The organism is Klebsiella sp. RCJ4 (assembly GCF_009025755.1).
Taxonomy (GTDB): Bacteria; Pseudomonadota; Gammaproteobacteria; order Enterobacterales; family Enterobacteriaceae; genus Klebsiella; species Klebsiella michiganensis.
Genome location: NZ_WCIN01000042.1, coordinates 262,154 through 286,212, shown reverse-complemented (window position 1 = coordinate 286,212; position 24,059 = coordinate 262,154). Strand labels below are relative to the sequence as shown.

General features: G+C 55.6%; 20 protein-coding genes. 9 read left to right on the top strand and 11 right to left on the bottom strand.

Going from position 1 to position 24,059, the window contains the following annotated elements; all coding sequences use genetic code 11:
- Positions 1–48: 48 nt before the first annotated feature.
- Genes F8562_RS22140 through yiaK form a run of 4 tightly spaced genes read right to left on the bottom strand, consistent with a single transcriptional unit; the run spans position 49 to position 3,838 of the window.
- Complete coding sequence (locus tag F8562_RS22140; protein WP_014839769.1) at positions 49–1,368, bottom strand: MFS transporter; 1,320 nt, start codon at positions 1,366–1,368, stop codon at positions 49–51.
- Positions 1,369–1,420: 52 nt separating this feature from the next.
- On the bottom strand, positions 1,421–2,350 hold the full coding sequence (locus F8562_RS22135) for a DUF4862 family protein (protein ID WP_014839768.1): 930 nt from the start codon (positions 2,348–2,350) through the stop codon (positions 1,421–1,423).
- 13 nt (positions 2,351–2,363) lie between these two features.
- A complete protein-coding gene (locus tag F8562_RS22130; RefSeq protein WP_014839767.1) occupies positions 2,364–2,828 on the bottom strand; it encodes a YhcH/YjgK/YiaL family protein in 465 nt (154 codons plus the stop codon).
- An 11-nt stretch (positions 2,829–2,839) separates the two neighbouring features.
- On the bottom strand, positions 2,840–3,838 hold the full coding sequence (yiaK, locus tag F8562_RS22125) for a 3-dehydro-L-gulonate 2-dehydrogenase (RefSeq protein ID WP_014839766.1): 999 nt from the start codon (positions 3,836–3,838) through the stop codon (positions 2,840–2,842).
- A 218-nt stretch (positions 3,839–4,056) separates the two neighbouring features.
- Between yiaK and yiaJ the strand changes: the two genes are divergently transcribed.
- Positions 4,057–4,875 carry an IclR family transcriptional regulator YiaJ gene (gene yiaJ / locus F8562_RS22115; protein WP_014839765.1) on the top strand — a complete coding sequence of 273 codons (819 nt, stop codon included), beginning with the start codon at positions 4,057–4,059 and terminating at the stop codon, positions 4,873–4,875.
- 118 nt (positions 4,876–4,993) lie between these two features.
- Positions 4,994–5,482, top strand: coding sequence for a 4Fe-4S binding protein (locus tag F8562_RS22110; protein WP_014839764.1), 489 nt, complete (start codon positions 4,994–4,996; stop codon positions 5,480–5,482).
- A 150-nt stretch (positions 5,483–5,632) separates the two neighbouring features.
- On the opposite strand, the gene avtA is transcribed toward F8562_RS22110, so the two are convergent.
- Both avtA and F8562_RS22100 read right to left on the bottom strand, forming a co-directional pair.
- On the bottom strand, positions 5,633–6,889 hold the full coding sequence (avtA, locus tag F8562_RS22105; protein ID WP_014227211.1) for a valine--pyruvate transaminase: 1,257 nt from the start codon (positions 6,887–6,889) through the stop codon (positions 5,633–5,635).
- A gap of 174 nt (positions 6,890–7,063) precedes the next feature.
- Positions 7,064–9,094: an alpha-amylase gene (locus F8562_RS22100; RefSeq protein ID WP_014227210.1), complete on the bottom strand. Its 2,031-nt coding sequence runs from the start codon at positions 9,092–9,094 to the stop codon at positions 7,064–7,066.
- 315 nt (positions 9,095–9,409) lie between these two features.
- Here F8562_RS22100 and F8562_RS22095 point away from each other — a divergent pair, with 315 nt between their 5' ends.
- Positions 9,410–10,237 (top strand): protein bax, encoded by an 828-nt coding sequence (locus F8562_RS22095; RefSeq protein WP_071881704.1) that lies wholly within the window; start codon positions 9,410–9,412, stop codon positions 10,235–10,237.
- 60 nt (positions 10,238–10,297) lie between these two features.
- Here the strand turns inward: F8562_RS22095 and xylR are convergent, their stop codons facing one another.
- The 4 genes from xylR to xylF form a co-directional block, all read right to left on the bottom strand.
- The gene (gene xylR, locus F8562_RS22090) at positions 10,298–11,476 is read right to left on the bottom strand and encodes a D-xylose utilization transcriptional activator XylR (protein WP_014839762.1); all 1,179 of its coding nucleotides are present in this window, start codon (positions 11,474–11,476) and stop codon (positions 10,298–10,300) included.
- 122 nt (positions 11,477–11,598) lie between these two features.
- Entirely contained in the window at positions 11,599–12,780 is a 1,182-nt protein-coding gene (gene xylH, locus F8562_RS22085) for a xylose ABC transporter permease XylH (protein ID WP_014227207.1), read from the bottom strand.
- A complete protein-coding gene (locus F8562_RS22080; protein WP_014227206.1) occupies positions 12,758–14,299 on the bottom strand; it encodes a xylose ABC transporter ATP-binding protein in 1,542 nt (513 codons plus the stop codon). Before F8562_RS22080 ends, xylH begins: the two co-directional genes overlap by 23 nt.
- Positions 14,300–14,363: 64 nt before the next feature.
- Entirely contained in the window at positions 14,364–15,356 is a 993-nt protein-coding gene (gene xylF / locus F8562_RS22075) for a D-xylose ABC transporter substrate-binding protein (protein ID WP_014227205.1), read from the bottom strand.
- A gap of 374 nt (positions 15,357–15,730) precedes the next feature.
- On the opposite strand from xylF, the gene xylA reads away from it, so the two are divergent.
- The 3 genes from xylA to yiaB all read left to right on the top strand — a co-directional run bounded on the left by xylA (position 15,731) and on the right by yiaB (position 19,147).
- Positions 15,731–17,053, top strand: coding sequence for a xylose isomerase (gene xylA, locus F8562_RS22070; protein ID WP_014227204.1), 1,323 nt, complete (start codon positions 15,731–15,733; stop codon positions 17,051–17,053).
- A 96-nt stretch (positions 17,054–17,149) separates the two neighbouring features.
- Positions 17,150–18,604, top strand: coding sequence for a xylulokinase (gene xylB / locus F8562_RS22065; protein WP_014227203.1), 1,455 nt, complete (start codon positions 17,150–17,152; stop codon positions 18,602–18,604).
- 168 nt (positions 18,605–18,772) lie between these two features.
- A complete protein-coding gene (gene yiaB, locus F8562_RS22060; RefSeq protein WP_014227202.1) occupies positions 18,773–19,147 on the top strand; it encodes an inner membrane protein YiaB in 375 nt (124 codons plus the stop codon).
- 93 nt (positions 19,148–19,240) lie between these two features.
- Here the strand turns inward: yiaB and F8562_RS22055 are convergent, their stop codons facing one another.
- Positions 19,241–20,236: an acyltransferase gene (locus F8562_RS22055; protein WP_014227201.1), complete on the bottom strand. Its 996-nt coding sequence runs from the start codon at positions 20,234–20,236 to the stop codon at positions 19,241–19,243.
- Between the two features lie 180 nt (positions 20,237–20,416).
- Between F8562_RS22055 and F8562_RS22050 the strand changes: the two genes are divergently transcribed.
- From F8562_RS22050 to glyS, 3 genes are all read left to right on the top strand, one after another.
- Positions 20,417–20,722, top strand: a complete 306-nt coding sequence (locus tag F8562_RS22050) for a YsaB family lipoprotein (protein WP_014227200.1) — start codon at positions 20,417–20,419, stop codon at positions 20,720–20,722.
- A gap of 127 nt (positions 20,723–20,849) precedes the next feature.
- Positions 20,850–21,761, top strand: coding sequence for a glycine--tRNA ligase subunit alpha (glyQ, locus tag F8562_RS22045; protein ID WP_004126458.1), 912 nt, complete (start codon positions 20,850–20,852; stop codon positions 21,759–21,761).
- Between the two features lie 9 nt (positions 21,762–21,770).
- A complete protein-coding gene (gene glyS / locus F8562_RS22040; protein WP_014227199.1) occupies positions 21,771–23,840 on the top strand; it encodes a glycine--tRNA ligase subunit beta in 2,070 nt (689 codons plus the stop codon).
- Positions 23,841–24,059: the final 219 nt, after the last annotated feature.

The window sequence follows — 24,059 nt, the reverse complement described above, 5'->3', positions numbered from 1 at the left end:
CCGGCATATTTCGCAGGCCCGGCAGGCGCAGCGCCGCCGGGCTCGATTTTACGCAGTGCGTTTATGTGGGTTTATCGTCTTTACCGGCGCAGCACCGGCATCGCATTTCGCCGGCAGCAGCAGCGCCATCAGCGCGGCCAGCGCCAGGGAGATCGCCAGGCAATAAACGCCGGCGTCTTTGCTGTACAGCGTGATCAGAACCCCGACCGCATAAGGACCACAAAATCCGCCGAGGTTGCCAAGCGCGTTGATAACCCCGCGCGCGCCGCCCGCCATTTCAGCGCTGAACAGACGTGCCGGGATGGTCCAGAACACGCCAGCCGCCGATTGCAGGAAGAATCCGCAGCCGACCAGCGCGGCATAGGAGAGCCATATTTGATTTTTCAGCGCCACCGACAGGAACATGCACAGAGCGAAGCCAATCAGCGGCAGGCAGACGAACAGCTTGCGTTTACCGGTTCGGTCTGAAAGAGAAGAGAACAGGAACATCCCGGCAATGGCGCCGACGTACGGCAGAATGGCGAGCATCCCGACCTGCCCCATGCTGCTGTGGGTTAATTCTTTCAGAATGGTGGGCAGCCACAGGGTGTAGCCGTAAATGCCGGTCTGGTAGAAGAAGTTCAGGGCGATAAGCTGCCACATGGTTTTGTCGGAGAGAACGGCGCTCAGAGAGGCGTTTTTCACCTCGGTGCCGGCAATGGCCCTTTGCTCTGCGGCCAGCGTCTCGACCAGATAGTTCTGCTCTGCTTTAGAGATCCAGCGCGCTTCCTGCGGACGGTCATAGATGGTGTAGGTCCACAGAACTAAAACAACCAGCGAGAGCAAACCTTCGATAATAAACAGCCAGCGCCAGTCGAGAACCGTGATGATCCAGCCTGAAAGCGGGGCGGTGATAATCCCGGCAATCGGCACGAACATAATGACAATCGCGTTGGCGCGACCGCGTTCCGCATCAGGGAACCAGTTACTGATCATGGTGAGAACAACCGGCAGCATGCCGCCTTCCGCCACGCCTAGTAAGAAGCGCAGAGCCAGCAGCTGGTACTGATTGGTAATTAACCCCGTCAGCACGGAGATAACCGCCCAGGCGACCAGCGACCAGCCGATAAATTTCTTACCGCTGCCGTGAACGGCAATTTTCCCGCCGGGAACCTGTAAAAATAGATAACCGATAAAGAAAATACCGCCCGCCAGCCCCGCCATGGTGGCGGAAATACCTAAGTCGGCGTCCATGCCGCCGGGCATGGCAAAGGCAATATTGACCCGGTCCATATAAGAAATAATACAGGTGATCAGTATTGGGGGAATAATTCTTAACCAGCGCTGGCGCGGTATATCTTTGGGTGTAGAGTTAGAGGTTATATTCATCTTTATAGTCTCGTAATATTAAAAAATATTCTGGCGATGAAGGTGGTTATTATTATTGTGCTTGTTTTAGCGCTGAGATGCCGTCGCGTAATATCGCGATGCGATGGTCAACGTTTGCGCTGGCAGTGATTTCCAGTAATTTGATACCTGAGAATTGCAGGGGATCGGCTCCTGAGCAGGCAAATAATTCACGGGCGTGGTCGGTGGTCATCAGGCCCTGCGGGCAGAAAGGCGCGAACGGCGCGTGTAAATCCTGCCATTCGCCGTACTCGCCGGTTTGCGTCGTGCCGGAAAACATCAGCGCGCCGAGCTTCCCTGCCCGTTTTGCCTGCTGCGTATGGGTGAGCGGTAGAACGGTATTCCGCCCTTCAATAGCAGAGCGCGCCCAGTTGATACAGATGCTGATGTCGTAGTCGGCAATGGCTTCCAGCACGTTTTCTAACGGCAAAAATCCTTTGCGCGGCGCGGTGCCGGTCATCGCGTCGCAGTGCTCCAGAACCAGCTCGCAGGACCAGTCCCAGCGGGTAATCTCTTTTAATGAACGAGCAAAGGCGTCGGTAGCCTGCTCCACGTTGGCATTGCCCGCCAGCGGGGCGGCGTGAAGCTCAAGGGCAATGACCTTTCCGGCGGTCTTACCATTGATTTTAGCGATCTTCTGCTGCAGGTGACGATAGTACTCCACGCAGGCTTTGCGCTGCTCTTCGTCGCTGGATGCCAGCCCAAAGCCGCCGTTTTCACCGCGGCGGCGCATGGTTTCCATGATGGCGGTAACGACAATCTGCCAGTGTCCCGGGGTATGGCGCAATAACCACTCGTCGCCGAGCGGATGAAGATGTTCAAGGCAGGGTTGCTCCAGCCCGCGAATATCCGGGGTGTCGGAGAGCTGCCGCCAGAATTCCGTCTCTTCCTCTTCACTCTTTTGGTGAAATGAGGGTGCACAGGGGTACGCACCGATAATGTAACCGGTATTATTCGAATTCATTTTGTGCTCCTTATTATAAAACTGAAATAGCGACCTTAACGACTATTTTGCGGATCGGGGTGGCTACAGTTTTATTACATCCAGGACGATGCACATCTTGCGGGAAAAATATCGCATAGTTGCCTGGCGTCATTTCAAAGAACGATTCATGTTCGCTGTCGTGATAGAAAATAATATCGCGCTGTTCTAACAACGATTCGCTGATTTGATTATTGCCGGTATCAATGGCGATACCGATTTTTTCTTCACCCCACGCCAGAAACTGGATATCCAGATAGCGACGGTGAACCTCCGGACGATTGTCAGCGGCATCTCGGGTGGTTAAGTCAATAATCTGCGCGAAGATGTTCTTGCCGTCGATTTCCACGACGCCGGGTTCCAGCGCGTGAAAATCCGTCGTGCGCAGGAAATCAAGCGCCTGTTCAATGGCCGCGGGCAGACGACACGGATTCGGTTGAGCAATATGGCCAAAAATCATGGGTGAGCTCCTTACAGCGCCTGAATTTTGGCCCATACGCTGTCATCGACGGTAATACCGTTGCGGCGGTTTTCATCCAGCAGTCGGGTAAATTCATGGCCGGGCAGGCGGACCGCCACATTTTCATCGGCGCGTTCGGCGGTGGTGATGAAATCCATAATCCGCTGCAGTTTGGCGTCGCGGGTTGCGCCATCGATCAGCTTATCCACTTCTATGGCGATGAAGATCTGCGAAACGCCATATTCATCGCTGTTTTCCTGAGTCACTTCGGCAACGGAAGAGCCGTTGGAAAGCAGGGTGGCAATCATATCCAGCACGATCGACAGGCCGGAACCTTTCCAGTAGCCCATCGGCAAAATACGGCGGTTTTTCTCGATAACCCCCGGTTCTTTGGTCAAATGACCTTCATCGTCGAATCCGCCGTCCACGGGCAGCTCGCGGCCGGCAAGGCGGTTAACTTCCAGCATGCCGTAGGAGAACATCGACATCGACATATCCACCATGGTGATCGGCGTCGACGGAATGGCGACGATCAGCGGATTGGTACCGATACGGCACTCCTTAGCGCCCCATGGCGGCATAACGGCGATGGAGTTGGTCCAGCAGATGCCGATGTAGCCTTTTTCCGCCGCCTGCCAGCCATAGCTGCCGCCGCGCATCCAGTGGTTGGCGTTACGTAACGCCACCAGGCCGATACCGTGATCGGAAGCCAGTTCGATGGCCCGGTCCATCATCTTTTTCGCCGTCAGGTTGCCGATGGAGCGCTGGGCATCCCACTGTTCGATAGCGCCTAGGCTGGTCACCCGCTGCGGTTTAGCCTCGGGGATGATGTCGCCGTTGTCCAGCTGCTGGATGAAGCGAGGAAAGCGGTTCACGCCGTGAGAATAGACGCCGGATTCGGTGGTGCGGGCAAACATTTCTGCGCAGGCATCGGCGGTTTCTGCGGCGATACCCCGCGCCAGCAGTACTCGATTGAATGCCTCTTTTAACTGCTCAAACGTTACTTTCATTCCTGTTTCCCTGGTCAGAGTTGATCGCTTTTTTATCTCTAAATTTCACTATGCGAAATCTGATTTCAAATATAGCGATCAATTTTTATCAGATCAACGGGCGGCGTTATTTTTAAAAATCATAAAAATCATAAAGTTGTGTTTTTTCGGTTCAGATCGTGAACTGAAACACACTTTGCGCTACCATCTGAACGCGACAAAAACGGGGAGCGGAAACGATGGGCACAAAAGAGAGCGATGTAACGCAAGACAAAGAGAGGCCTGCCGGAAGCCAGAGCCTTTTTCGTGGGTTGATGCTGATTGAGATCCTGAGTAATTACCCAAACGGATGCCCGCTGGCGCATCTGTCGGAACTGGCGGGCCTGAACAAAAGCACCGTTCATCGCTTATTGCAGGGGCTGCAATCCTGCGGCTACGTGACGCCAGCCCCAGCGGCGGGGAGCTATCGTCTGACGACAAAGTTTATCGCCGTTGGCCAAAAGGCTTTGTCGTCGCTCAATATCATCCACGTCGCGGCGCCGCATCTTGAGGCGCTCAACCTGGCCACCGGCGAGACGGTGAACTTCTCCAGCCGTGAAGATGACCACGCTATCCTGATTTATAAGCTGGAGCCGACCACCGGCATGCTGCGTACGCGCGCCTATATTGGCCAGCATATGCCGCTGTACTGCTCGGCAATGGGCAAGATTTATATGGCGTTTGGCCATCCTGACTACGTTGAGAGCTACTGGAATTCACACCAGGATATTATTCAGCCGCTGACCCGGAATACCATTACCGGCTTACCTGCGATGCATGATGAGCTGGCGCAGATCCGCGAGCGTAATATGGCGATGGACAGGGAAGAGAACGAGTTGGGCGTGTCCTGCCTGGCGGTCCCGGTTTTCGATATTCATGGACGCGTGCCTTATGCCATTTCTATCTCCTTATCAACATCGCGCCTCAAGCAGGTAGGAGAGAAGAATTTACTCAAGCCGCTGCGCGATACGGCAGAGGCGATTTCCCGCGAACTGGGCTTTTCCGTGCGGGAAGGGTAAGGCAGATGACCAAATTGTCCCGGGCATCTGAGAGAAAACGCCGCTGACTCCATTCAGGATCAAGGCGCGGAAGCGGTTTTTTCTGGCACTCTGCGTTTTTATCCCCAGTGGAGCAAGGATGAACCGGTTTATTATCGCGGATGCGCAAAAGTGCATCGGCTGCCGTACCTGTGAAGTCGCCTGCGTGGTATCCCATCAGCGGGACCAGGACTGTTCTGGCGTTTCCGCCATGCGCTTTGCGCCGCGGATCCGCGTGGTGAAAAATGACGAACTCTCGACGGCGACGCTTTGCCGCCAGTGTGAAGATGCGCCCTGCGCCAACGTCTGCCCCGAGGGCGCTATCCGCCGGGAAAATTCGGTCTGGCGCGTTGATCAGCGCCGCTGCATCGGCTGCAAAAGCTGCATGGTGGCGTGCCCCTATGGCGCGATGACGGTGATGCGGGTGGAGGAGGGCGTACAGGCGCTGAAGTGCGATTTGTGCGGCCATCGTGAAGAAGGCCCGGCCTGCGTGGCGGCATGCCCGACGCAGGCGCTGCGCTGCATGGAACCGATGGAGCTGGAGAGAATAGCCGCTGAACGTCGCCAGCGGATGGCGCTGGCGATGTAGCGATGATGCCTTCTTACGGCGTGTTCCCGGAGGCGGCGCTGGCGCGCCTTGTTCGAGCTGCCTGTCCGCAGATCGCTGGAAGCCTGTAGCCCGGCTGAGCGCAGCGCGAGCCGGGAATATATCTGGATTATTCAGGATCCTGGCGCTCGTTTACGCGTCCTGTTCACCCCATGCGCGTTCAACTTCTTCGGCGAGAATCTTCACGCCTGCTTCAATCTTCTCCGGGTCCGGCACATAGTTCATGCGCATGCACTGATGCGTGTGCGGCCACGGTTTATCCAGGCCAGGGAAGAAATAGTCGCCCGGTACCATCAGAACGCCGCGCTTTTTCAGGCGCTGGTACAGCAGCTCGGTAGAAATCGGCAGATCCTTAAACCATAGCCAGAGAAAAATCGCGCCTTCCGGTTTATGAATCAGGCAGCGATCTTCCGGCAAATAGCGGCGAATAATGGCGATAGTCTCCTGAACGCGCTGGTAGTAGAACGGCTTAATCACCGTTTCCGACAGGCGCAGAAGATCGTTGCGTTTAATCATCTCGCACATCATGGCCGGCCCCATTCCGCCGGGGGCGAGGCTGATAATGCCGTTCATATTACTGATGGCGGTGATGATTTTTTCGTTAGCGATGATAATCCCGCAGCGGCTACCCGGCAGGCCCAGCTTGGAGAGGCTCATGCACAGCACGATATTCGGATTCCACAGCGGCCTGGCGTCGCTGAAAATAATCCCCGGGAACGGAACGCCGTAGGCGTTATCAATCACCAACGGGATGCCGTGCTGGTTGGCCAGCGCATCCAGCTTAATCAGCTCATCGTCGGTGATCACGTTGCCCGTTGGGTTGGTGGGGCGGGAAACGCAGATCATTCCCGTCTCGTCCGTGACCTGCAAATGTTCGAAATCCACGTGGTATTTAAACTGGCCTTCCGGCAGCAGCTCAATGTTCGGGCGAGTGGCGACAAACAGATCTTCTTCAAGGCCGGCATCGGCGTAGCCGATGTACTCGGGCGTCAACGGAAACAGCACTTTACGGGTGGTTCCATCCGCGCGACGGCCTGCGAAGAGGTTAAACAAGTAGAAAAACGCGCTCTGACTGCCGTTTGTCAGTGCAATATTCTGTGGTTCGATCTCCCAACCCAGTTCATCACGCAGCATCTGCGCCAGCAGGGCCAGCAGCTCGCTTTTACCCTGCGGACCGTCATAATTACAAAGCGCATCAAGGGCTTTACCGCTGTTCAGCATGTCGGCCAGCAGGCTATGGAAGTAATCATTCATTTCCGGAATCTGCGCGGGATTGCCGCCGCCCAGCATGATGGCGCCCGGGGTACGCAGGCCGTCATTGAGGTCTTCCATCAAGCGGGTGATGCCCGAATGACGGGTAAATTTGTCGCCAAAAAGTGAAAATGTCATCGCGATTAGTCTGTCGGTATTCCAGGAAAGTGGGTAACCATAACGCCAGCGCAGACAGGGTGCAAATCGAGGTATTAGTGAGATATTTTGTTTTTATGCTGCTAAATGAATATATTTTGGATTTTTGTTCTGAAGAGGCTCCCCCGAGTGTCAGGGGAGCCTTGGGTCAGAAGGCTACTGCTGGCCTGCCCATACCACCATCACTTTGTCATCGCCGGTCTCGCGAATAAAGCCGTAGCCTTTCGCCATCGATAGGGTGGTTTGTTTACCCATGCCAATCGCCGGATGACGGGCGCGGAACTGGCCCAGTTTCTCCCAGTGGGTCACGCTGCGCGCGGCTTTGCCGCTGACGTCCTGCCAGTTCATATCTGAGCGCGTCCCCTGTAGCGGATCGGAGCCGGTCGGGCCGAACGGTCGCGAGGATTCATCGCCGTAGAAGATCTGCACTGCGCCAGGCGCGAGCAGCAGCAATTCCGCCGCCGTGCTGCCGCCTTCGCGGAACAGGCTGGTATCGTGCGAGGAGAGATAGCTTAACACATTGAAATCCTGAAGCTTCTCTGCCATATGTTGCCAGGTCAGGTCGATATTCGCCAGGCAGCTTGTCGCTTTCGCCGCCTGATCCTGATAATCAAAATTCAGCATTGCGTCAAAACCGTGGCGATAGTAGTCGCTCTGCATCACGCCGTGGCCCCAGGCCTCGCCGGTCATCCAGAACGGCGCGTTATCCAGCGCTTTATCCGGATTGGCTTTTTTCCATTCCGCCAGCGCTTCAGTGGCCTGGGTTTTTAACTGTAGCCAGGCGGCCTGCTCGACGTGCTTGGCGGTATCGACGCGGAAGCCGTCGATGCCGTAGTCGCGCACCCATTGGCTCAGCCAGTGGGTCAGATAATCGCGCGGCGTATAGCCGGGGATCGCTTTGGCCGCGGTATCCGGCTTATGGCGATAGAAGTTTGGCAGGCCGGATGGCGCCGTGGATTCGGTTTTCAGATCCGGCAGGAAGGCCAGCGACATCGTCAGGTCATCAAATCCGGGGTTGTCGTAATCGCCAATATCGGTGCGGATCCACTTTTTGCCCCACCATTTTTCCCAACCGGCTTTGTCGCTGAAGTTAATGTAGTCGTTAAAGCTGTGCCAGCTTTGTCCCGCGCGGGGCTTCCAGTCGGTCCAGCGCTCTCCGAGGGTCTTTTTCAGCTCATCGCCCTGGATGTACAGCGAGCCAAACTGAAACTCCTGCATATCGGCCAGGGTCGCGTAGCCGGTATGGTTCATCACCACGTCGAACAGAATGCGGATCCCGCGCTTGTGGGCCTCATCGACGAGGCGGCGCAGATCGTCTTCCGTTCCCATATTGGCATCCAGCTTCGTCCAGTCCTGGGTGTAATAGCCGTGATAGGCGTAGTGCGGGAAATCGCCTTTCGTACCGCCGCCGACCCAGCCGTGGATTTGTTCCAGCGGCGAACTGATCCAGAGCGCGTTAACGCCGAGCTGCTGGATGTAATCCAGTTTGCTGGTCAGGCCCTGCAGGTCGCCGCCGTGGAAGGTGCCAATTTCCTGCATGCCGTCTTTGTGGCGGCCATAGCTATTGTCGTTGGCCGGGTTGCCGTTGACAAAGCGATCGGTCAGCACGAAATAGACGGTGGCGTTATGCCAGTTGAACGGCGCGGCGGCTTCCGTTTCCGCGCGTTCAAGCAGCAGCAGACCATTGCTGTTAAACGCCGGCTGGAGGGTAACTTTACCGCTGCTGACGGTCGCGATATTACCGCTATAGAAATCGCGAACTTTACTGCCTTCGGCGAAGGATTTGCTGACGTCAATGGTAAGCGGCTTGCCATCCCATTTCGGACACTGCTTCATCTGCGGCGCGGCGGCGGCGGTCTGTTTCTCCTCCAGAGAGACCATCATGGTTGGCGTACCTGAACGGGTATCGACTTCCAGGGTATAGCGGCCATCGCGGAATACGCGCCACTGCGGCGCCGGATCGCGGCAAGGCTCCATAGACAGCATCTGGTTGAGCTTGATCGCGCCGGCAGGCTGCCAGCACTGTTGGTCAAAATTAATCCGCAGAGGGCGCGTACCCTTTGCTACCTCGTTTTGACTGATAAATCTGCCGGTGCCTTCTTCGGTAAAGGCGGGGAAATCTGCGGTAGTCCAGGCGGCGAAGGCCATCCCAGGCAACAGCAGCGACGCAAGCGCAGCGAGTTTCATTCCGGAGTCCTGTGTGCGGTTTTTTGTTCAGTTTGCGCGTCTGGCTGTCTAATGAACTCATCCCACCGGCGCTTTTCCAGGGAGGATGAAAAAGGGTGAGTGATCGCGTTCAAAAAACAAGCAAAAAATGCGAGGGTTGTCGCATTTTTGTACTGTTGTCATGGGGCGGAAACCGATTTCAGATGACAGCTTTTCGGAATTGGACTATTTCTGTGGGTGCGTCATCTGGGTATTTTTGATACTATTCGCGATTCAACTATCGATTTTTTGTGAAAAACAAGGCGTTGGAATGATTGCATCCGACCAGGAGACCTAATGATATCGACTCCCATTCGACGATATGGGGCCGCGATACTCATGTTACTTACCTGCATATTTTCAGGTAGTGTGCTGGCAACAACACACACAGCAACAACGAGTCATAAAGCCCCAATAGTTAAGAAGAAAAGCACCGTTAAAGTAAGCAAGGTAAGCAGTAAACAAGAGTATTCTCGCAATAGTGTAAAGAGCAGTTCACTTCCTGATTTGCGAAAATACCCTTCCGGGACACCAAGGAAAAAAGCGTTTCTCCGGACGGTAATGCCTTACATTACGAAACAGAATCAGGTGATTACCGCCGATCGTAACTGGCTTGTTTCCAAGCAGTACGATGCGCGCTGGTCGCCGAGCGAGCGTACGCGGCTGAAAGAGATCGCCTCTCGCTATAAAGTGAAGTGGTCCGGCAATACTCGCCATATTCCATGGAATTCGCTGCTTGAGCGCGTCGACATTATCCCGAATAGCATGGTCGCTACCATGGCAGCGGCGGAAAGCGGCTGGGGAACGTCAAAGCTGGCGCGGGTGAACAACAATTTATTTGGTATGAAGTGTGGCGGTGGAAACTGCCGCGGTGCGATGAAGGGCTACTCCCAGTTTGATTCGGTGGAAGAGTCCGTTCAGGCCTATGTCAGAAATCTGAATACGCATCCGGCCTACTCGTCGTTCCGTAAATCGCGTGCGCAGCTGCGTAAAGCCGATCAGGAAGTGACCGCCAGCACAATGATTCATAAGCTGAAGGGCTATTCGACCAAAGGGTCGAGCTATAACAACTATCTCTTCGCGATGTATCAGGATAACCAGCGGTTGATAGCCGCGCACATGTAATTGCTCTTACATGTCATCATTGATGCCCGGTGCGTAAGCCCGGGCATTTTTCTTTGCGCGCTACATCATGACTTCGCTGTGCCGGTCGCGGTACTCCTTCGGCGTCACGTCGTACTCTTTCTTAAACACCGAATAGAAATACTGCAGCGACGGATAGCCGCACATCTGGGAGATTTCGTTAATCGATAGGGTGGTTGATACCAGCAGACTGCGCGCTTTTTCCAGCTTCTCGCTGTGGATCACCGTATGAATGGTTTCGCCGACTTCCTCTTTGAAGCGCTTTTCCAGATTCGAGCGGGAAATACCCACGGCGTCCAGCACCTGCTCAACTTTAATCCCTTTACAGGCGTGGTTACGGATATAGTGCATCGCCTGAATGACCGAAGGATCGGTGAGCGAACGGTAGTCGGTGGAGCGGCGTTCTACCACGCGCATCGGCGGGATAAGCTGACGCTGAAGCGGCAGCTCTTCATTCTCCAGCAGGCGATGCAGCAGCTTTGCCGCCTGGTAGCCCATCTGACGGGTGCCCTGCGCAACGGAGGAGAGCGCCACGCGCGACAGGTAGCGGGTAAGCTCTTCGTTATCTATGCCGATAACGCACAGCTTTTCCGGGACGGGGATATGCAGCCGCTCGCAGGCCTGTAATACGTGGCGCGCGCGGGCATCGGTAACGGCGATGATGCCGGTTTGCGGCGGCAGGGTTTGCAGCCAGTCGGCGAGGCGGTTTTGCGCATGCTGCCAGTTTTCCGGCGCCGTCTCGAGACCCTGATAGACCACGCCGCGATATTTCTCTCTGGCGACCAGCTGGCAAAACGCGTGTTCGCGCTCGGCGGCCCAGCCTTTACAGCTGGAAGCGGGCAGGCCGTAAAAGGCGAAGCGGTTAATGCCTTTTTCCTTCAGATGCAGGAAGGCGCTCTCAACCAGCGCGGCGTTGTCGGTGGCGATATAGTGAACCGGCGGATAGCACTCCGGGCGGTGGAAGGAGCCGCCGACGCCGACAATCGGAACATTCACGTCGCTCAGCAGGTTTTCAATTTCCGGGTCGTCGTAATCGGCAATAACGCCGTCGCCTAACCACTCTTTGATGTTTTCAATTCGTGCCCGAAAATCTTCCTCAATGAAGATATCCCATTCCAGTTGCGATGCTTGTAAATATTCGCCGACGCCCTCAACGACCTGGCGATCGTAGGCTTTGTTGGCATTGAATAACAGCGTAATACGGTGACGCTTTTCAAACATAGTGTTGTTCCTGGTCTCTCTTGCAGGCCATACAATACCGGCCAATGCCCGGATTTTTTCAAGCTACTTGTGCCTAAGTTTGGCGGTAGCGCAAATAATTCGGGCATTTTTTTTCACAGCCCTCAGCTTCGGCGTTTCGTGGCGGAATCCATCCATACCGCGAGCAATAAAATGACCCCTTTAACGATGTACTGCCAGAAGGTGGCGACGTCCATCATGCTCATGCCGTTGTCCAGCGCGGACATGATAAAAGCGCCCATGACCGCGCCCGCGACGCTGCCGACGCCGCCGGCGAGGCTGGTACCGCCGATCACGCAGGCGGCGATGGCGTCCAGTTCGGCGATGTTGCCGGCGGAAGGGGAACCGGCGCCAAGACGCGAGCTGAGAATCAACCCGGCAATCGCCACCATCAGGCCATTAATGGCGAACACCGCCAGCTTGGTGCGTTCCACGCTGATGCCGGATAGACGCGCAGCCTCCAGGTTGCCGCCGATGGCGTAGATGCGGCGCCCAAACGCGGTACGGGTGGCCATAAACATGCCCGCCAGCAGCAGCGCGGCGAGAATCAGTACCGGCGTCGGGACGCCGCGATAGTCGTTTAACAGCCAGATGGCGCCCAGTACAATAACGGCGGTAATCGTCTGGCGGCCAACGGCTGAAGCGGAGGCGGGCGTGGAGAGGCCGAGAGCCTGACGTCGCATACGGCCGCGCCACTGCCAGATGATAAAGGCCGCCATGCCCGCCACGCCGATACCAAAGCCAACGCCATCAGGCAGATAGCTCTGGCCGATTTGCGACATTGCCGGGCTGGTGGGAGAGACGGTGGTCCCGTTGGTAATGCCTATCAAAATACCGCGAAATGCCAGCATGCCGGCGAGCGTCACGATAAACGAGGGGACTTTACGATAGGCAACCCACCAACCGTTCCAGGCCCCCAGCAGCAGGCCAAGCGCCAGGGTGACCACAATGGTCAGCGGTAGCGGCCAGCCCAGCCAGACGTCAAATATTGCCGCTGCGCCGCCGAGCAGCCCCATCATTGAGCCGACGGAGAGATCGATCTCGGCGGAAATAATCACAAACACCATGCCGACCGCGAGAATGCCGGTAATGGCGGTCTGGCGCAGCAGGTTGGAGATATTACGCGCGCTCAGATAAGCGCCTTCGGTGGTCCAGGTGAAAAACAACATAATGGCCACGATAGCGGCGATCATCACGAATACCTGGAGGTTCATCCCCTTCAGCCCCGATAGCGCGCCAGCGGCAGGTGGGGTGAGTTTCATTTCAGACGATGTGTTCTTCGACATGGCGTTCGCTCCTCAGTGCGGCTTCCATCACCTGTTCCTGGGTCAGACCCCGGTTGATCAGATTAGCCTTCAATTTACCTTCATGCATCACCAGCACCCGGTCGCTTAGCCCCAGCACTTCGGGTAGTTCGGATGAAATGACAATGACGGCGATCCCCTGCTGCACCAGCTGATTAATCAGCTTGTAGATTTCGTACTTGGCGCCGATGTCGATGCCGCGGGTGGGCTCATCGAGTATCAGAATGCGCGGGTTCAGCAGCAGGCAGCGGGCGAGGATCGCCTTTTGCTGATTGCCGCCGCTCAGGCGACCGATCGCCAGCTCCGGCGATGAGGTTTTGATCTTCAAACGCTGGATGGATTGCTGAATACAGTGCTGCTCTCCGGCATCGTCAAGGCTGCTCAGCGGACCGGTAAACTGGTTTAACGCGGCGAGGGTGATGTTTTTACCCACCGCCATGACCGGCACAATACCGTCTTTCTTTCTGTCTTCCGGTACCATGGCGATGCCCTGCGCAATAGCCTGCTGGCAGCTGTGAATCGTCACCTGCTGGCCATCAATAAAGATTTTTCCCTGCCAGCGGCCCGGCCAGACGCCGAACAGGCACTGGACCGCTTCGGTACGGCCCGCGCCGACCAGCCCGGCGATCCCTAGTATTTCACCGCGCCGCAGCGAAAAGGAGACGTCATTGACCCGCTTAATATGGCGATTCACCGGGTGCCAGGCCGTCAGGTTTTCCACCCGCAGGATTTCCTCGCCGCAGCTGTGGGCTTCGCTCGGATAGAGGGCGGTAAGCTCGCGGCCGACCATCATGGTGATAATGTCATCTTCGTTCATGCCGTCAGCGTTACGGGTACCGATATGCTGCCCATCGCGGATCACGCAGATGGTGTCGGAGATGGCTTTGACTTCATTGAGCTTGTGGGAAATGTAAATACAGGCAATACCGTGATTTTGCAGATCGCGAATAATATTCAGCAGAATTGCCGTCTCCTGCTCCGTTAACGAGGCGGTGGGTTCGTCGAGAATTAACAACCGTACCTGTTTATTCAGCGCTTTTGCTATTTCGACCAGCTGCTGCTGGCCAAGGCCCAAATCGCCGACGCGGGTATCGGGTGATATGGCTAAATTGACCTGGGCCAGCAGCTTTTCGCAGCGTAAGGTCATGGTTTCGTAATCCAGCAGACCGTGGCGGGAGATCTCCGCGCCGAGAAAAATATTCTCCAGAACGGTCAGATGTTTTACCAGCGCCAGCTCCTGATGAATGATGGCAATCCCTTTGCGCTCGGTATCGCGTATATGGCCCGGCCGCAACGTTTCCCCGGAAAAAATAATCTCTCCCTCATAGCTACCGTGCGGATATATTCCGCAAAGGACCTTCATGAGCGTGGATTTACCGGAGCCGTTTTCGCCGCACAGCGAGACCACTTCTCCGGCGTTAAGCCGCAGACTGACATTATCAATCGCCTTCACCGTACCGAAGGTTTTAGTAATGTTTTTCATTTCGAGTAACCAGGACATAGAGACTCCACATAAGCGATATCCGGCTGGATGGGGCAACGCCCCCGGGAGAGGGCGTCAGAGATTACAGCTCGCTTTTTTTGTGGAAACCGTCTTTGATTACCGTCTGGTCAATGTTGTCTTTATTGACCTCAATGGGCGTCAGCAGCCGGGAAGGCACATCTTTGAGGCCGTTGTTGAGCGTGGCGTCGGCCTTCGGCTGCTTATCGTTGCCCAGTTCGACGGCGATCTCTGCTGCGGTGGTGGCAAGGTCAGCGATCGGTTTGTAAACGGTCATCGTCTGAGTGCCAGCGATAATGCGCTTCACGCCGGCGAGGTCGGCATCCTGCCCGGAAATCGCCACTTTGCCTGCGAGCCCCTGGGCGCTTAACGCCTGAATGGCGCCGCCGGCGGTGGCATCGTTAGAGGCGACGACCGCATCAATTTTGTTATTGTTGGCGGTCAGGGCGTTTTCCATAATCTTCAACGCATTTTCTGGTAGCCATCCGTCGACCCACTGATCGCCGACGACTTTAATTTTTCCTTCATCAATATAGGGCTTAAGAACTTTCATTTGGCCGGCGCGGAAAAGCTTGGCGTTATTGTCTACCGGCGAGCCGCCCATTAAGAAATAGTTGCCCTGAGGCACTTTATTGACCAGGCTTTGCGCCTGCATTTCGCCAACTTTCTCATTATTAAAAGAAATATAGAAATCAATATCGGCGTTATTGATGAGACGATCGTAGGCGAGAACTTTAATTCCCTCCTGTTTAGCCTCTTTTATCACATTACTCAGCACCTGACCGTTATAGGGAATAATAACCAGAACGTCGACGCCGCGATTAATCATATTTTCGATTTGCGACATTTGCGTTTCTTCGTTGCCATTGGCTGACTGGACGAATACTTTTGCACCTAATGATTCAGCTTTATTGACAAAAATATCGCGATCTTTTTGCCAGCGCTCAAGGCGCAGGTCGTCAATCGCCATGCCAATTTTGACTTCTTTCGCAATGCCCGACAGGCTGGTGAGGAGGAGTGAAGCACAGAGCGTTAGGCAAAGGTTCTTTATCTTCATAATAATAACACCTTTTTTGTAAAGTGCAGGATAAGACGAACGATAAAAATAAATGGCCTGATACGTAGCAGATTTTTAACGCGGAAAGGAGCGCTGGCAATTATCTATGCTTATTTTGCCGTTATGAAATTTTGTTTATTTGTTAATTTATGACCGCGATCGTACTTTAATAATTAGTTCTCATCGTATTTCATTGATCTCTCGTGGCGTAAGCAGCGAAGTGAGGGCGTTGTTCTATTGTTTTTGCGACCTGGCGCACGTTTGTGGATTCTCTCAATCACAGTGTGAAATAACGTAATTGAGGAAACTAAAAAGAGAATTCTATATTGGCTTATGACTTATTACTCGCCGCATCCCTGAATATGGAGTTCATTATGCAGACCTATTTTGATCAGCTCGATCGCGTTCGTTATGAAGGCCCGAAATCCGCTAACCCACTGGCTTTCCGTCATTACAATCCGGATGAGCTGGTCCTGGGCAAACGGATGGAAGAGCACCTGCGCTTTGCGGCCTGCTACTGGCACACCTTCTGCTGGAACGGCGCTGATATGTTCGGCGTGGGCTCCTTTAACCGCCCGTGGCAGCAGCCGGGCGAAGCGCTGGAAATGGCGAAACGCAAAGCCGATGTCGCGTTTGAGTTTTTCCAAAAACTAAACGTACCGTATTACTGCTTCCACGACGTTGACGTTTCTCCGGAAGGGGCGTCGTTGAAAGAGTATGCCAACAACTTCGCGCAGATGGTGGATGTGCTGGCGGAAAAACAGCAGCAGAGCGGCGTCAAGCTGCTGTGGGGTACGGCAAACTGCTTTACGAACCCGCGTTACGGTGCCGGTGCGGCAACCAACCCGGATCCGGAAGTGTTCAGCTGGGCGGCCACTCAGGTGGTGACCGCGATGGATGCGACCCACAAACTGGGCGGGGAAAACTACGTCCTGTGGGGCGGCCGCGAAGGCTATGAAACTCTGCTCAATACCGACCTGCGCCAGGAGCGCGAGCAGATTGGCCGCTTTATGCAGCTGGTCGTGGAGCATAAACATAAAATCGGTTTCCAGGGCACGCTGCTGATTGAACCTAAACCGCAGGAGCCAACCAAGCATCAGTACGATTACGACGCGTCTACCGTCTATGGCTTCCTGAAACAGTTCGGCCTGGAAAAAGAGATCAAACTGAACATCGAAGCGAACCACGCGACGCTGGCCGGCCACACTTTCCACCACGAAATTGCGACCGCCATTGCTCTGGGTCTGTTTGGTTCCGTTGATGCTAACCGCGGCGACCCGCAGCTGGGCTGGGATACCGACCAGTTCCCGAACAGCGTTGAAGAGAATGCGCTGGTGATGTACGAAATCCTGAAAGCGGGCGGCTTCACCACCGGCGGCCTGAACTTTGATGCTAAAGTGCGTCGTCAGAGCACCGACAAATACGACCTGTTCTACGGCCACATTGGCGCGATGGACACCATGGCGCTGGCGTTAAAAGTCGCTGCTCGTATGATTGAAGACGGCGAGCTGGATAAACGCGTCGCCAGGCGCTATGCCGGCTGGAACGGCGAGCTGGGTCAGCAGATCCTGAAAGGCCAGATGAACCTGGCGGACATTGCCCAGTATGCCACTCAGCATAACCTGGCGCCGGAGCACCAGAGCGGCCATCAGGAACTGCTGGAAAACGTGGTTAACCGTTACCTCTTTGATCGCTAATGAGGGCGATGATGCCCGGCGAGCCCGGGCATTGGCGATAACCGATGCTTTATTCGCGCCACGCTTAGCCGTGGCGCGTCAGTAAGGAGAGGCTGTATGTATATCGGGATTGATCTGGGCACCTCGGGCGTCAAGGCTATTCTGCTCAACGAGCAAGGCGAGGTCGTGGCTTCGCATACCGAAAAGCTCAACGTGTCGCGTCCGCACCCTTTATGGTCTGAACAAGATCCTGAGCACTGGTGGCTGGCGACGGACCGCGCGATGAAAGCGCTGGGCGCGCAGCACTCGCTGCGCGAAGTCAAAGCGTTAGGTATTGCGGGCCAGATGCACGGCGCGACGCTGCTGGATAAGCAACAGCGCGTCCTGCGCCCGGCGATTTTATGGAATGATGGCCGCTGCGGTGAAGAGTGCGCGCTGCTGGAAGAGAACGTCAGCCGTTCGCGGCAGATAACCGGCAACCTGATGATGCCGGGATTTACCGCGCCGAAGCTGCTGTGGGTACAACGTCACGAGCCTGAGATCTTCAAACAGGTCGATAAAGTCCTGCTGCCAAAAGATTATTTACGTTTGCGCATGACCGGTGAGTTTGCCAGCGATATGTCCGATGCCGCCGGAACGATGTGGATGGACGTGGCGCGCCGCGACTGGAGCGATGAGATGCTCGCCGCCTGCGGTCTGAGCCGCGATAACATGCCGGCGCTGTTCGAAGGATGTGAAGTGACGGGTTCGCTGCGCCCGGCCGTCGCGCAGTCGTGGAATATGCCGGAAGCGCTGGTGGTGGCCGGCGGCGGCGACAACGCGGCGGGGGCGGTGGGTGTTGGCATGGCGGATGCGGGCCAGGCGATGCTGTCGCTGGGGACCTCCGGCGTCTACTTTGCCGTCAGCGACGGCTTTCTTAGCAAGCCGGAAAGCGCCGTACACAGTTTCTGCCACGCGCTACCCGGGCGCTGGCATCTGATGTCGGTCATGCTGAGCGCGGCTTCCTGCCTCGATTGGGCGGCGACATTAACCGGCCTCGGCACGGTTCCGGCGCTGATTGCGGCGGCGGAAGCGGCGAACGACGATGCCGATCCGGTCTGGTTCCTGCCCTATCTCTCCGGTGAACGTACGCCGCACAATAATCCGCAGGCCAAAGGCGTCTTTTTCGGCCTGACTCATCAACATGGTCCGGCGGAACTGGCGCGGGCGGTGCTGGAGGGCGTCGGTTATGCGCTGGCGGACGGTATGGATGTGGTTCACGCCTGCGGCGTGAAGCCCGAGAGCGTCACGCTTATCGGCGGCGGCGCGCGCAGCGCCTACTGGCGGCAAATGCTGGCGGATATTAGCGGCCAGCAGCTGGATTTCCGCACCGGCGGTGACGTCGGCCCGGCGCTTGGCGCGGCGCGGCTGGCCCAGCTGGCGTTGCATCAAAATATCGCGTTTTCCGATCTACTTCCTCAGCTCCCGCTGGAACAGGCTCATCGTCCTGATGCCGAGCGCTTTGCTCGTTACGCCCCTCGCCGGGAAACCTTCCGCCAGATTTATCAGCAGCTTTTACCGCTGATGTCCTGATTCTTTCGCCCCTGTCGATGGGGCGAATTCATCTCATGAATAATTTTAAATTCATGTAGTTATCGAGTGTATTTATATATTCTGAATTTATCGTTTCAGGGACGAAAAGTACGGATAAACGCGTTCTGCCAGTCCACAATGGGGCCTGTCTTATGCCAGGGAGGCACCATGAAAAACAATCTTATTGCAAGGCTGTTGATGTCTATTGGCGCACTGGTTTATCTGGTGGGAATCTGGCGAACCTGCCCATTATTTAGCGGTAAAGGCTATTTTCTGGGCGTTCTGGTCATGGGGATGTTTGCTGTGCTCACGCATCAGCGAACGGCGCAAGAAGCACAGCGAGACGGCGATTTTATCTCTCTGTGCCGGCTGGTGGTGCTGCTGTCGGTGGGATTGCTGCTGGTCGGCGCCTGGTTTGTCCCGGCTCCGTGGCGTGAAAAAAGTATTTACGTGATGGCGTGGTTTGTCTGTATGTACGGCGCGTCGGCAACGCCTTATCCCGCTAAAGTCACGGATAAAGCTCGCAATAACTCAGTGGAATAAGCTGTCAGCGGACAGCGAAGAGAGGTCGGCGCAGTCACGGAAGAGCCCGCTGAGTAAACGACGGCGCCGGCGTTGAACCGCAGGCGCCGTTTTTCAGCTCACCAGTCGGCGGCTGTCAATTCGCTGTACCAACATTGATAGCGCCAGGCTACCCAGCAGCGCAGCGCTGAATATCCAGGCAATATCCAACATTGGCCAGCGGGTCAGCTCCAGTCCGCTGGCGCGCAGCGCGTGAATAATCAGCGCATGAAATCCGTAAATGCCTAACGAATGGCGCGCAATAAGCGCAATAAACGGCAGCTGACGCGTATTGAGCGTATTTTTTACCAGCGTCAGCAGGGCGAGCGCGCAGACAAAAACCGCGGGGCCGCAATATAAATACCAGGTATCACCAAAATCGCCGCGCCAGCGCAGTTCGTGCAGCGTGCCGCGTGATATTACCCATACTCCCGTGATGAATAGCCCAGCGCAGAGCGCAGTCAGCCATTTTTTATCGGTATCCAGCGTGCCGATTGCCCGCCCTAATACGCCGTACATCACGTAGTAGAACGTATCGCCGTTGATATAGAGATTGAGCGGCAGCCATTCAACGCCTGCGGCTTTCACCGGGACCATATTGGGGTTTGCCAGAATACCCAGCACCAGCATCAGCGCCAGCAGCATCCTGCCGCTCACCTGTTTAACCTGCACCAGCGGAGAAAGCAGGTAAATGACTACGATAGCGAAGAAGAACCACAGATGGTAGAACACCGGTTTCTGCAGCAAATTTTTCAGCGACAGTTCAACGTTGATGTGGGTAAACAAGGTGATATAGAGCAGCGACAGCGCGCTATAAAAGAGAATGCACAGCGCGATACGCAGAAAATGGCGGGGCTGGGCGCTGCGCTCGCCGAAAAACAGATAGCCTGAAATCATGAAAAACAGGGGGACGCTGACGCGAGATGCAGAGTTGAGGATATTGGCGAGATCCCACTCCAGCAGGCTGATGGTGTGCGGATGCGTGATATACCAGGTGGTACTATGAATCATGACCACCATCATGCAGGCAATGCCGCGCAAATGAGTAATCCAGTGAATTTTTTCCTGCATCAGTGCCTCTGTTTCTCCTTCTCAGAAAGGGTCTGACCGCCCTTATCCGCTGGTATCGCAGTGGAATAATCCGAGTTTTTCGGCATAGACTTGTCGAGGTGTGGCCCAATTCGCACAATGTGCCGATTATTTAACGTAACCTGCACGATAACAATTTACTAACAAGGCGGTCGAGAAAAAATGGTGATGAAATATGTGTTTTCTGGACTACTGCTGTGCCTGCTGGCGGGCTGTAGCGCGACGCCGTCTCCGCCAGTGCAGAAGGCGCAGAAAGCACGGATAACGCCGCAGGCTACCCTCAATATGGCGCAGCTTTGCAAGGATAATGCCGCCGTTCGTTATAGTACAGGCGTGCGCCAGGTTGACATCAGCCATTTCGAGCAGTTTCAGGGGAGCTACGAGCTTTCGGGCAAGACTGCGCGGAATGAACGTTTTATCTGTTCTTTTGACCCGGACGGACAGTTTTTGCATCTTTCCATGCGCTAAACGCGCCCACGGTGGCGCTTATTTCCGCAATTTTCCCTAAACAATCCCGTTTCATACTGTATATCTCGCAGCCAGCGGGTATACTGGCTCCTTCCTTTAAATCCACACGTATCCAGCACGAAATCATATGCAAAAGTTTGATACCAGGACCTTCCAGGGCCTGATCCTGACCTTACAGGATTACTGGGCTCGCCAGGGCTGCACCATTGTTCAACCACTGGACATGGAAGTCGGCGCAGGCACCTCTCACCCGATGACCTGCTTACGCGCATTGGGTCCCGAGCCGATGGCGACCGCCTACGTGCAGCCTTCCCGCCGTCCGACCGATGGTCGCTACGGTGAAAACCCGAACCGTTTACAGCACTACTATCAGTTCCAGGTGGTGATAAAACCCTCTCCGGATAATATCCAGGAGCTGTACCTTGGGTCTCTGAAAGAGCTGGGTATGGATCCGACCATCCACGACATTCGCTTCGTCGAAGACAACTGGGAAAACCCGACGCTGGGCGCCTGGGGTCTGGGTTGGGAAGTGTGGCTGAACGGTATGGAAGTCACGCAGTTCACCTACTTCCAGCAGGTTGGCGGTCTGGAGTGTAAGCCGGTCACCGGCGAGATCACCTACGGTCTGGAACGTCTGGCGATGTATATCCAGGGTGTCGACAGCGTTTACGATCTGGTCTGGAGCGATGGCCCGCTGGGTAAAACGACCTACGGCGACGTGTTCCATCAGAACGAAGTGGAGCAATCCACCTATAACTTCGAATATGCCGATGTGGACTTCCTGTTCTCCTGCTTCGAGCAGTATGAGAAAGAAGCCCAGCAGCTGCTGGCGCTGGAAAACCCGCTGCCGCTGCCTGCCTACGAGCGCATTCTGAAAGCCGCCCATAGCTTTAACCTGCTGGACGCGCGTAAAGCCATCTCCGTCACCGAGCGTCAGCGCTATATCCTGCGCATTCGCACCCTGACCAAAGCAGTGGCTGAAGCTTACTATGCTTCCCGTGAAGCCCTGGGCTTCCCGATGTGCAACAAGAATAAATAAGAGGCGGCCATGTCTGAGAAAACTTTCCTGGTGGAAATCGGCACTGAAGAGCTGCCACCAAAAGCACTGCGCAGCCTGGCTGAATCCTTTGCTGCGAACGTGACCGCAGAGCTGGATAACGCTGGCCTCGCGCACGGTAAAGTTGAATGGTTTGCCGCACCGCGCCGTCTGGCGCTGAAGGTGGCGAATCTGGCGGCTGCGCAGGCAGACCGTGAAGTTGAAAAACGCGGCCCGGCGATTGCCCAGGCGTTTGACGCCAGCGGCCACCCGAGCAAAGCGGCCGAAGGCTGGGCGCGCGGCTGCGGTATCACCGTCGATCAGGCTGAACGTCTGACGACCGATAAAGGCGAATGGCTGCTGTATCGTGCCCACGTGAAAGGCGAGAGCACCGAAGCGCTGCTGCCGAACATGATCGCGACCTCGCTGGCGAAGCTGCCGATCCCGAAACTGATGCGCTGGGGCGCGTCCGACGTCCACTTCGTGCGTCCGGTTCATACCGTGACCCTGCTGCTGGGCGACAAAGTAATCCCGGCCACCATTCTGGGCGTGCAGTCCGATCGCGTTATTCGCGGCCACCGCTTTATGGGTGAGGCGGAGTTCACTATCGATAATGCCGATCAGTATCCGCAGATCCTGCTGGAGCGCGGTAAAGTCATCGCCGATTACGAACAGCGTAAAGCCACAATCAAAGCGGATGCGGAAGAAGCGGCGCGTAAAATTGGCGGCAACGCCGATCTGAGCGAAAGCCTGCTGGAAGAGGTGACTTCACTGGTTGAATGGCCGGTGGTCCTCACCGCGAAGTTCGAAGAAAAATTCCTTGCGGTGCCTGCCGAAGCGCTGGTTTACACCATGAAAGGGGACCAGAAGTACTTCCCGGTTTACGACAACGCGGGCAAGCTGCTGCCGAATTTTATCTTCGTCGCTAACATCGAATCGAAAGATCCGACCCAGATTATTTCCGGTAACGAAAAAGTGGTGCGTCCGCGTCTGGCGGACGCTGAGTTCTTCTTCAATACCGACCGTAAAAAACGTCTGGAAGATAACCTTCCGCGTCTGCAAACCGTGCTGTTCCAGCAGCAGCTGGGTACGCTGCGCGATAAGACCGATCGTATTCAGGCGCTGGCCGGCTGGATCGCTGAGCAGATTGGCGCGGACGTCAATCATGCTACCCGCGCGGGCCTGCTCTCCAAGTGCGATCTGATGACCAACATGGTCTTCGAGTTCACCGACACGCAGGGCGTGATGGGGATGCACTACGCGCGCCATGATGGCGAAGCGGAAGACGTTGCCGTTGCCCTGAACGAGCAGTATCAGCCGCGTTTTGCCGGCGATGACCTGCCGTCTAACCCGGTGGCCTGCGCCGTGGCGATTGCCGATAAGATGGACACCCTGGCGGGTATCTTCGGTATCGGTCAGCATCCGAAAGGCGATAAAGACCCGTTTGCGCTGCGTCGTGCCGCGCTGGGCGTGCTGCGTATCATCGTTGAGAAGAACCTGAATCTGGATCTGCAAACGCTGACTGAAGAAGCGGTGCGTCTGTACGGCGACAAGCTGACGAATGGCAACGTGGTCGACGATGTTATCGACTTCATGCTGGGACGCTTCCGCGCCTGGTATCAGGATGAAGGCTATACCGTCGACACGATTCAGGCGGTACTGGCGCGTCGTCCAACCCGTCCGGCAGACTTCGATGCGCGTATGAAGGCGGTTTCCCACTTCCGTACCCTCGAAGAGTCCTCCGCCCTGGCGGCGGCGAACAAGCGTGTATCCAACATTCTGGCGAAATCAGACGTGACGCTGAACGATATCGTTCACGCCTCCGTACTGAAAGAAGCGGCTGAAATCAAGCTGGCAGGCAATTTAGTCGTGCTGCGCGATAAGCTGCAGCCGTACTTCGCCGAAGGGCGTTACCAGGATGCGCTGATTGAGCTGGCGTCCCTGCGCGAGCCGGTGGATGAGTTCTTCGAGAACGTGATGGTGAACGCAGAAGACCAGGATGTGCGCGTAAACCGACTGACGCTGCTGTCCAAGCTGCGCGATCTGTTCCTGCAGGTAGCGGATATTTCCCTGCTGCAGTAAGTGAATGGGTAATAATAAAAAACCTGCCTGCGGGCAGGTTTTTTTATACTAAAAATATAAGTAAGTGAACCATTAATAATTCGCTGATTGATATTTTCGTTATTTTCATTGATTGCCGGGAATTATTTTAGGAATATGCCAACGTAGTCTGGTCAGATATTTACGGTAGAATGCTGACGGGTGCTTGAGACTGTTTGTCTCAGGCGTTCAGCGGGAGAC

What these genes read in the sequence shown, in the direction of transcription:
- yiaK (WP_014839766.1), bottom strand. Translation starts at nt 3,838, where the DNA reads ATGAAAGTAACGTTTGAGCAGTTAAAAGAGGCATTCAATCGAGTACTG.
- xylA (WP_014227204.1), top strand. Translation starts at nt 15,731, where the DNA reads ATGCAGACCTATTTTGATCAGCTCGATCGCGTTCGTTATGAAGGCCCG.
- xylF (WP_014227205.1), bottom strand. Translation starts at nt 15,356, where the DNA reads ATGAAGATAAAGAACCTTTGCCTAACGCTCTGTGCTTCACTCCTCCTC.
- F8562_RS22110 (WP_014839764.1), top strand. Translation starts at nt 4,994, where the DNA reads ATGAACCGGTTTATTATCGCGGATGCGCAAAAGTGCATCGGCTGCCGT.
- xylH (WP_014227207.1), bottom strand. Translation starts at nt 12,780, where the DNA reads ATGTCGAAGAACACATCGTCTGAAATGAAACTCACCCCACCTGCCGCT.
- F8562_RS22130 (WP_014839767.1), bottom strand. Translation starts at nt 2,828, where the DNA reads ATGATTTTTGGCCATATTGCTCAACCGAATCCGTGTCGTCTGCCCGCG.
- F8562_RS22050 (WP_014227200.1), top strand. Translation starts at nt 20,417, where the DNA reads ATGGTGATGAAATATGTGTTTTCTGGACTACTGCTGTGCCTGCTGGCG.
- F8562_RS22100 (WP_014227210.1), bottom strand. Translation starts at nt 9,094, where the DNA reads ATGAAACTCGCTGCGCTTGCGTCGCTGCTGTTGCCTGGGATGGCCTTC.
- glyS (WP_014227199.1), top strand. Translation starts at nt 21,771, where the DNA reads ATGTCTGAGAAAACTTTCCTGGTGGAAATCGGCACTGAAGAGCTGCCA.
- xylR (WP_014839762.1), bottom strand. Translation starts at nt 11,476, where the DNA reads ATGTTTGAAAAGCGTCACCGTATTACGCTGTTATTCAATGCCAACAAA.
- glyQ (WP_004126458.1), top strand. Translation starts at nt 20,850, where the DNA reads ATGCAAAAGTTTGATACCAGGACCTTCCAGGGCCTGATCCTGACCTTA.
- F8562_RS22140 (WP_014839769.1), bottom strand. Translation starts at nt 1,368, where the DNA reads ATGAATATAACCTCTAACTCTACACCCAAAGATATACCGCGCCAGCGC.
- avtA (WP_014227211.1), bottom strand. Translation starts at nt 6,889, where the DNA reads ATGACATTTTCACTTTTTGGCGACAAATTTACCCGTCATTCGGGCATC.
- F8562_RS22135 (WP_014839768.1), bottom strand. Translation starts at nt 2,350, where the DNA reads ATGAATTCGAATAATACCGGTTACATTATCGGTGCGTACCCCTGTGCA.
- F8562_RS22095 (WP_071881704.1), top strand. Translation starts at nt 9,410, where the DNA reads ATGATATCGACTCCCATTCGACGATATGGGGCCGCGATACTCATGTTA.
- F8562_RS22055 (WP_014227201.1), bottom strand. Translation starts at nt 20,236, where the DNA reads ATGCAGGAAAAAATTCACTGGATTACTCATTTGCGCGGCATTGCCTGC.
- xylB (WP_014227203.1), top strand. Translation starts at nt 17,150, where the DNA reads ATGTATATCGGGATTGATCTGGGCACCTCGGGCGTCAAGGCTATTCTG.
- yiaB (WP_014227202.1), top strand. Translation starts at nt 18,773, where the DNA reads ATGAAAAACAATCTTATTGCAAGGCTGTTGATGTCTATTGGCGCACTG.
- yiaJ (WP_014839765.1), top strand. Translation starts at nt 4,057, where the DNA reads ATGGGCACAAAAGAGAGCGATGTAACGCAAGACAAAGAGAGGCCTGCC.
- F8562_RS22080 (WP_014227206.1), bottom strand. Translation starts at nt 14,299, where the DNA reads ATGTCCTGGTTACTCGAAATGAAAAACATTACTAAAACCTTCGGTACG.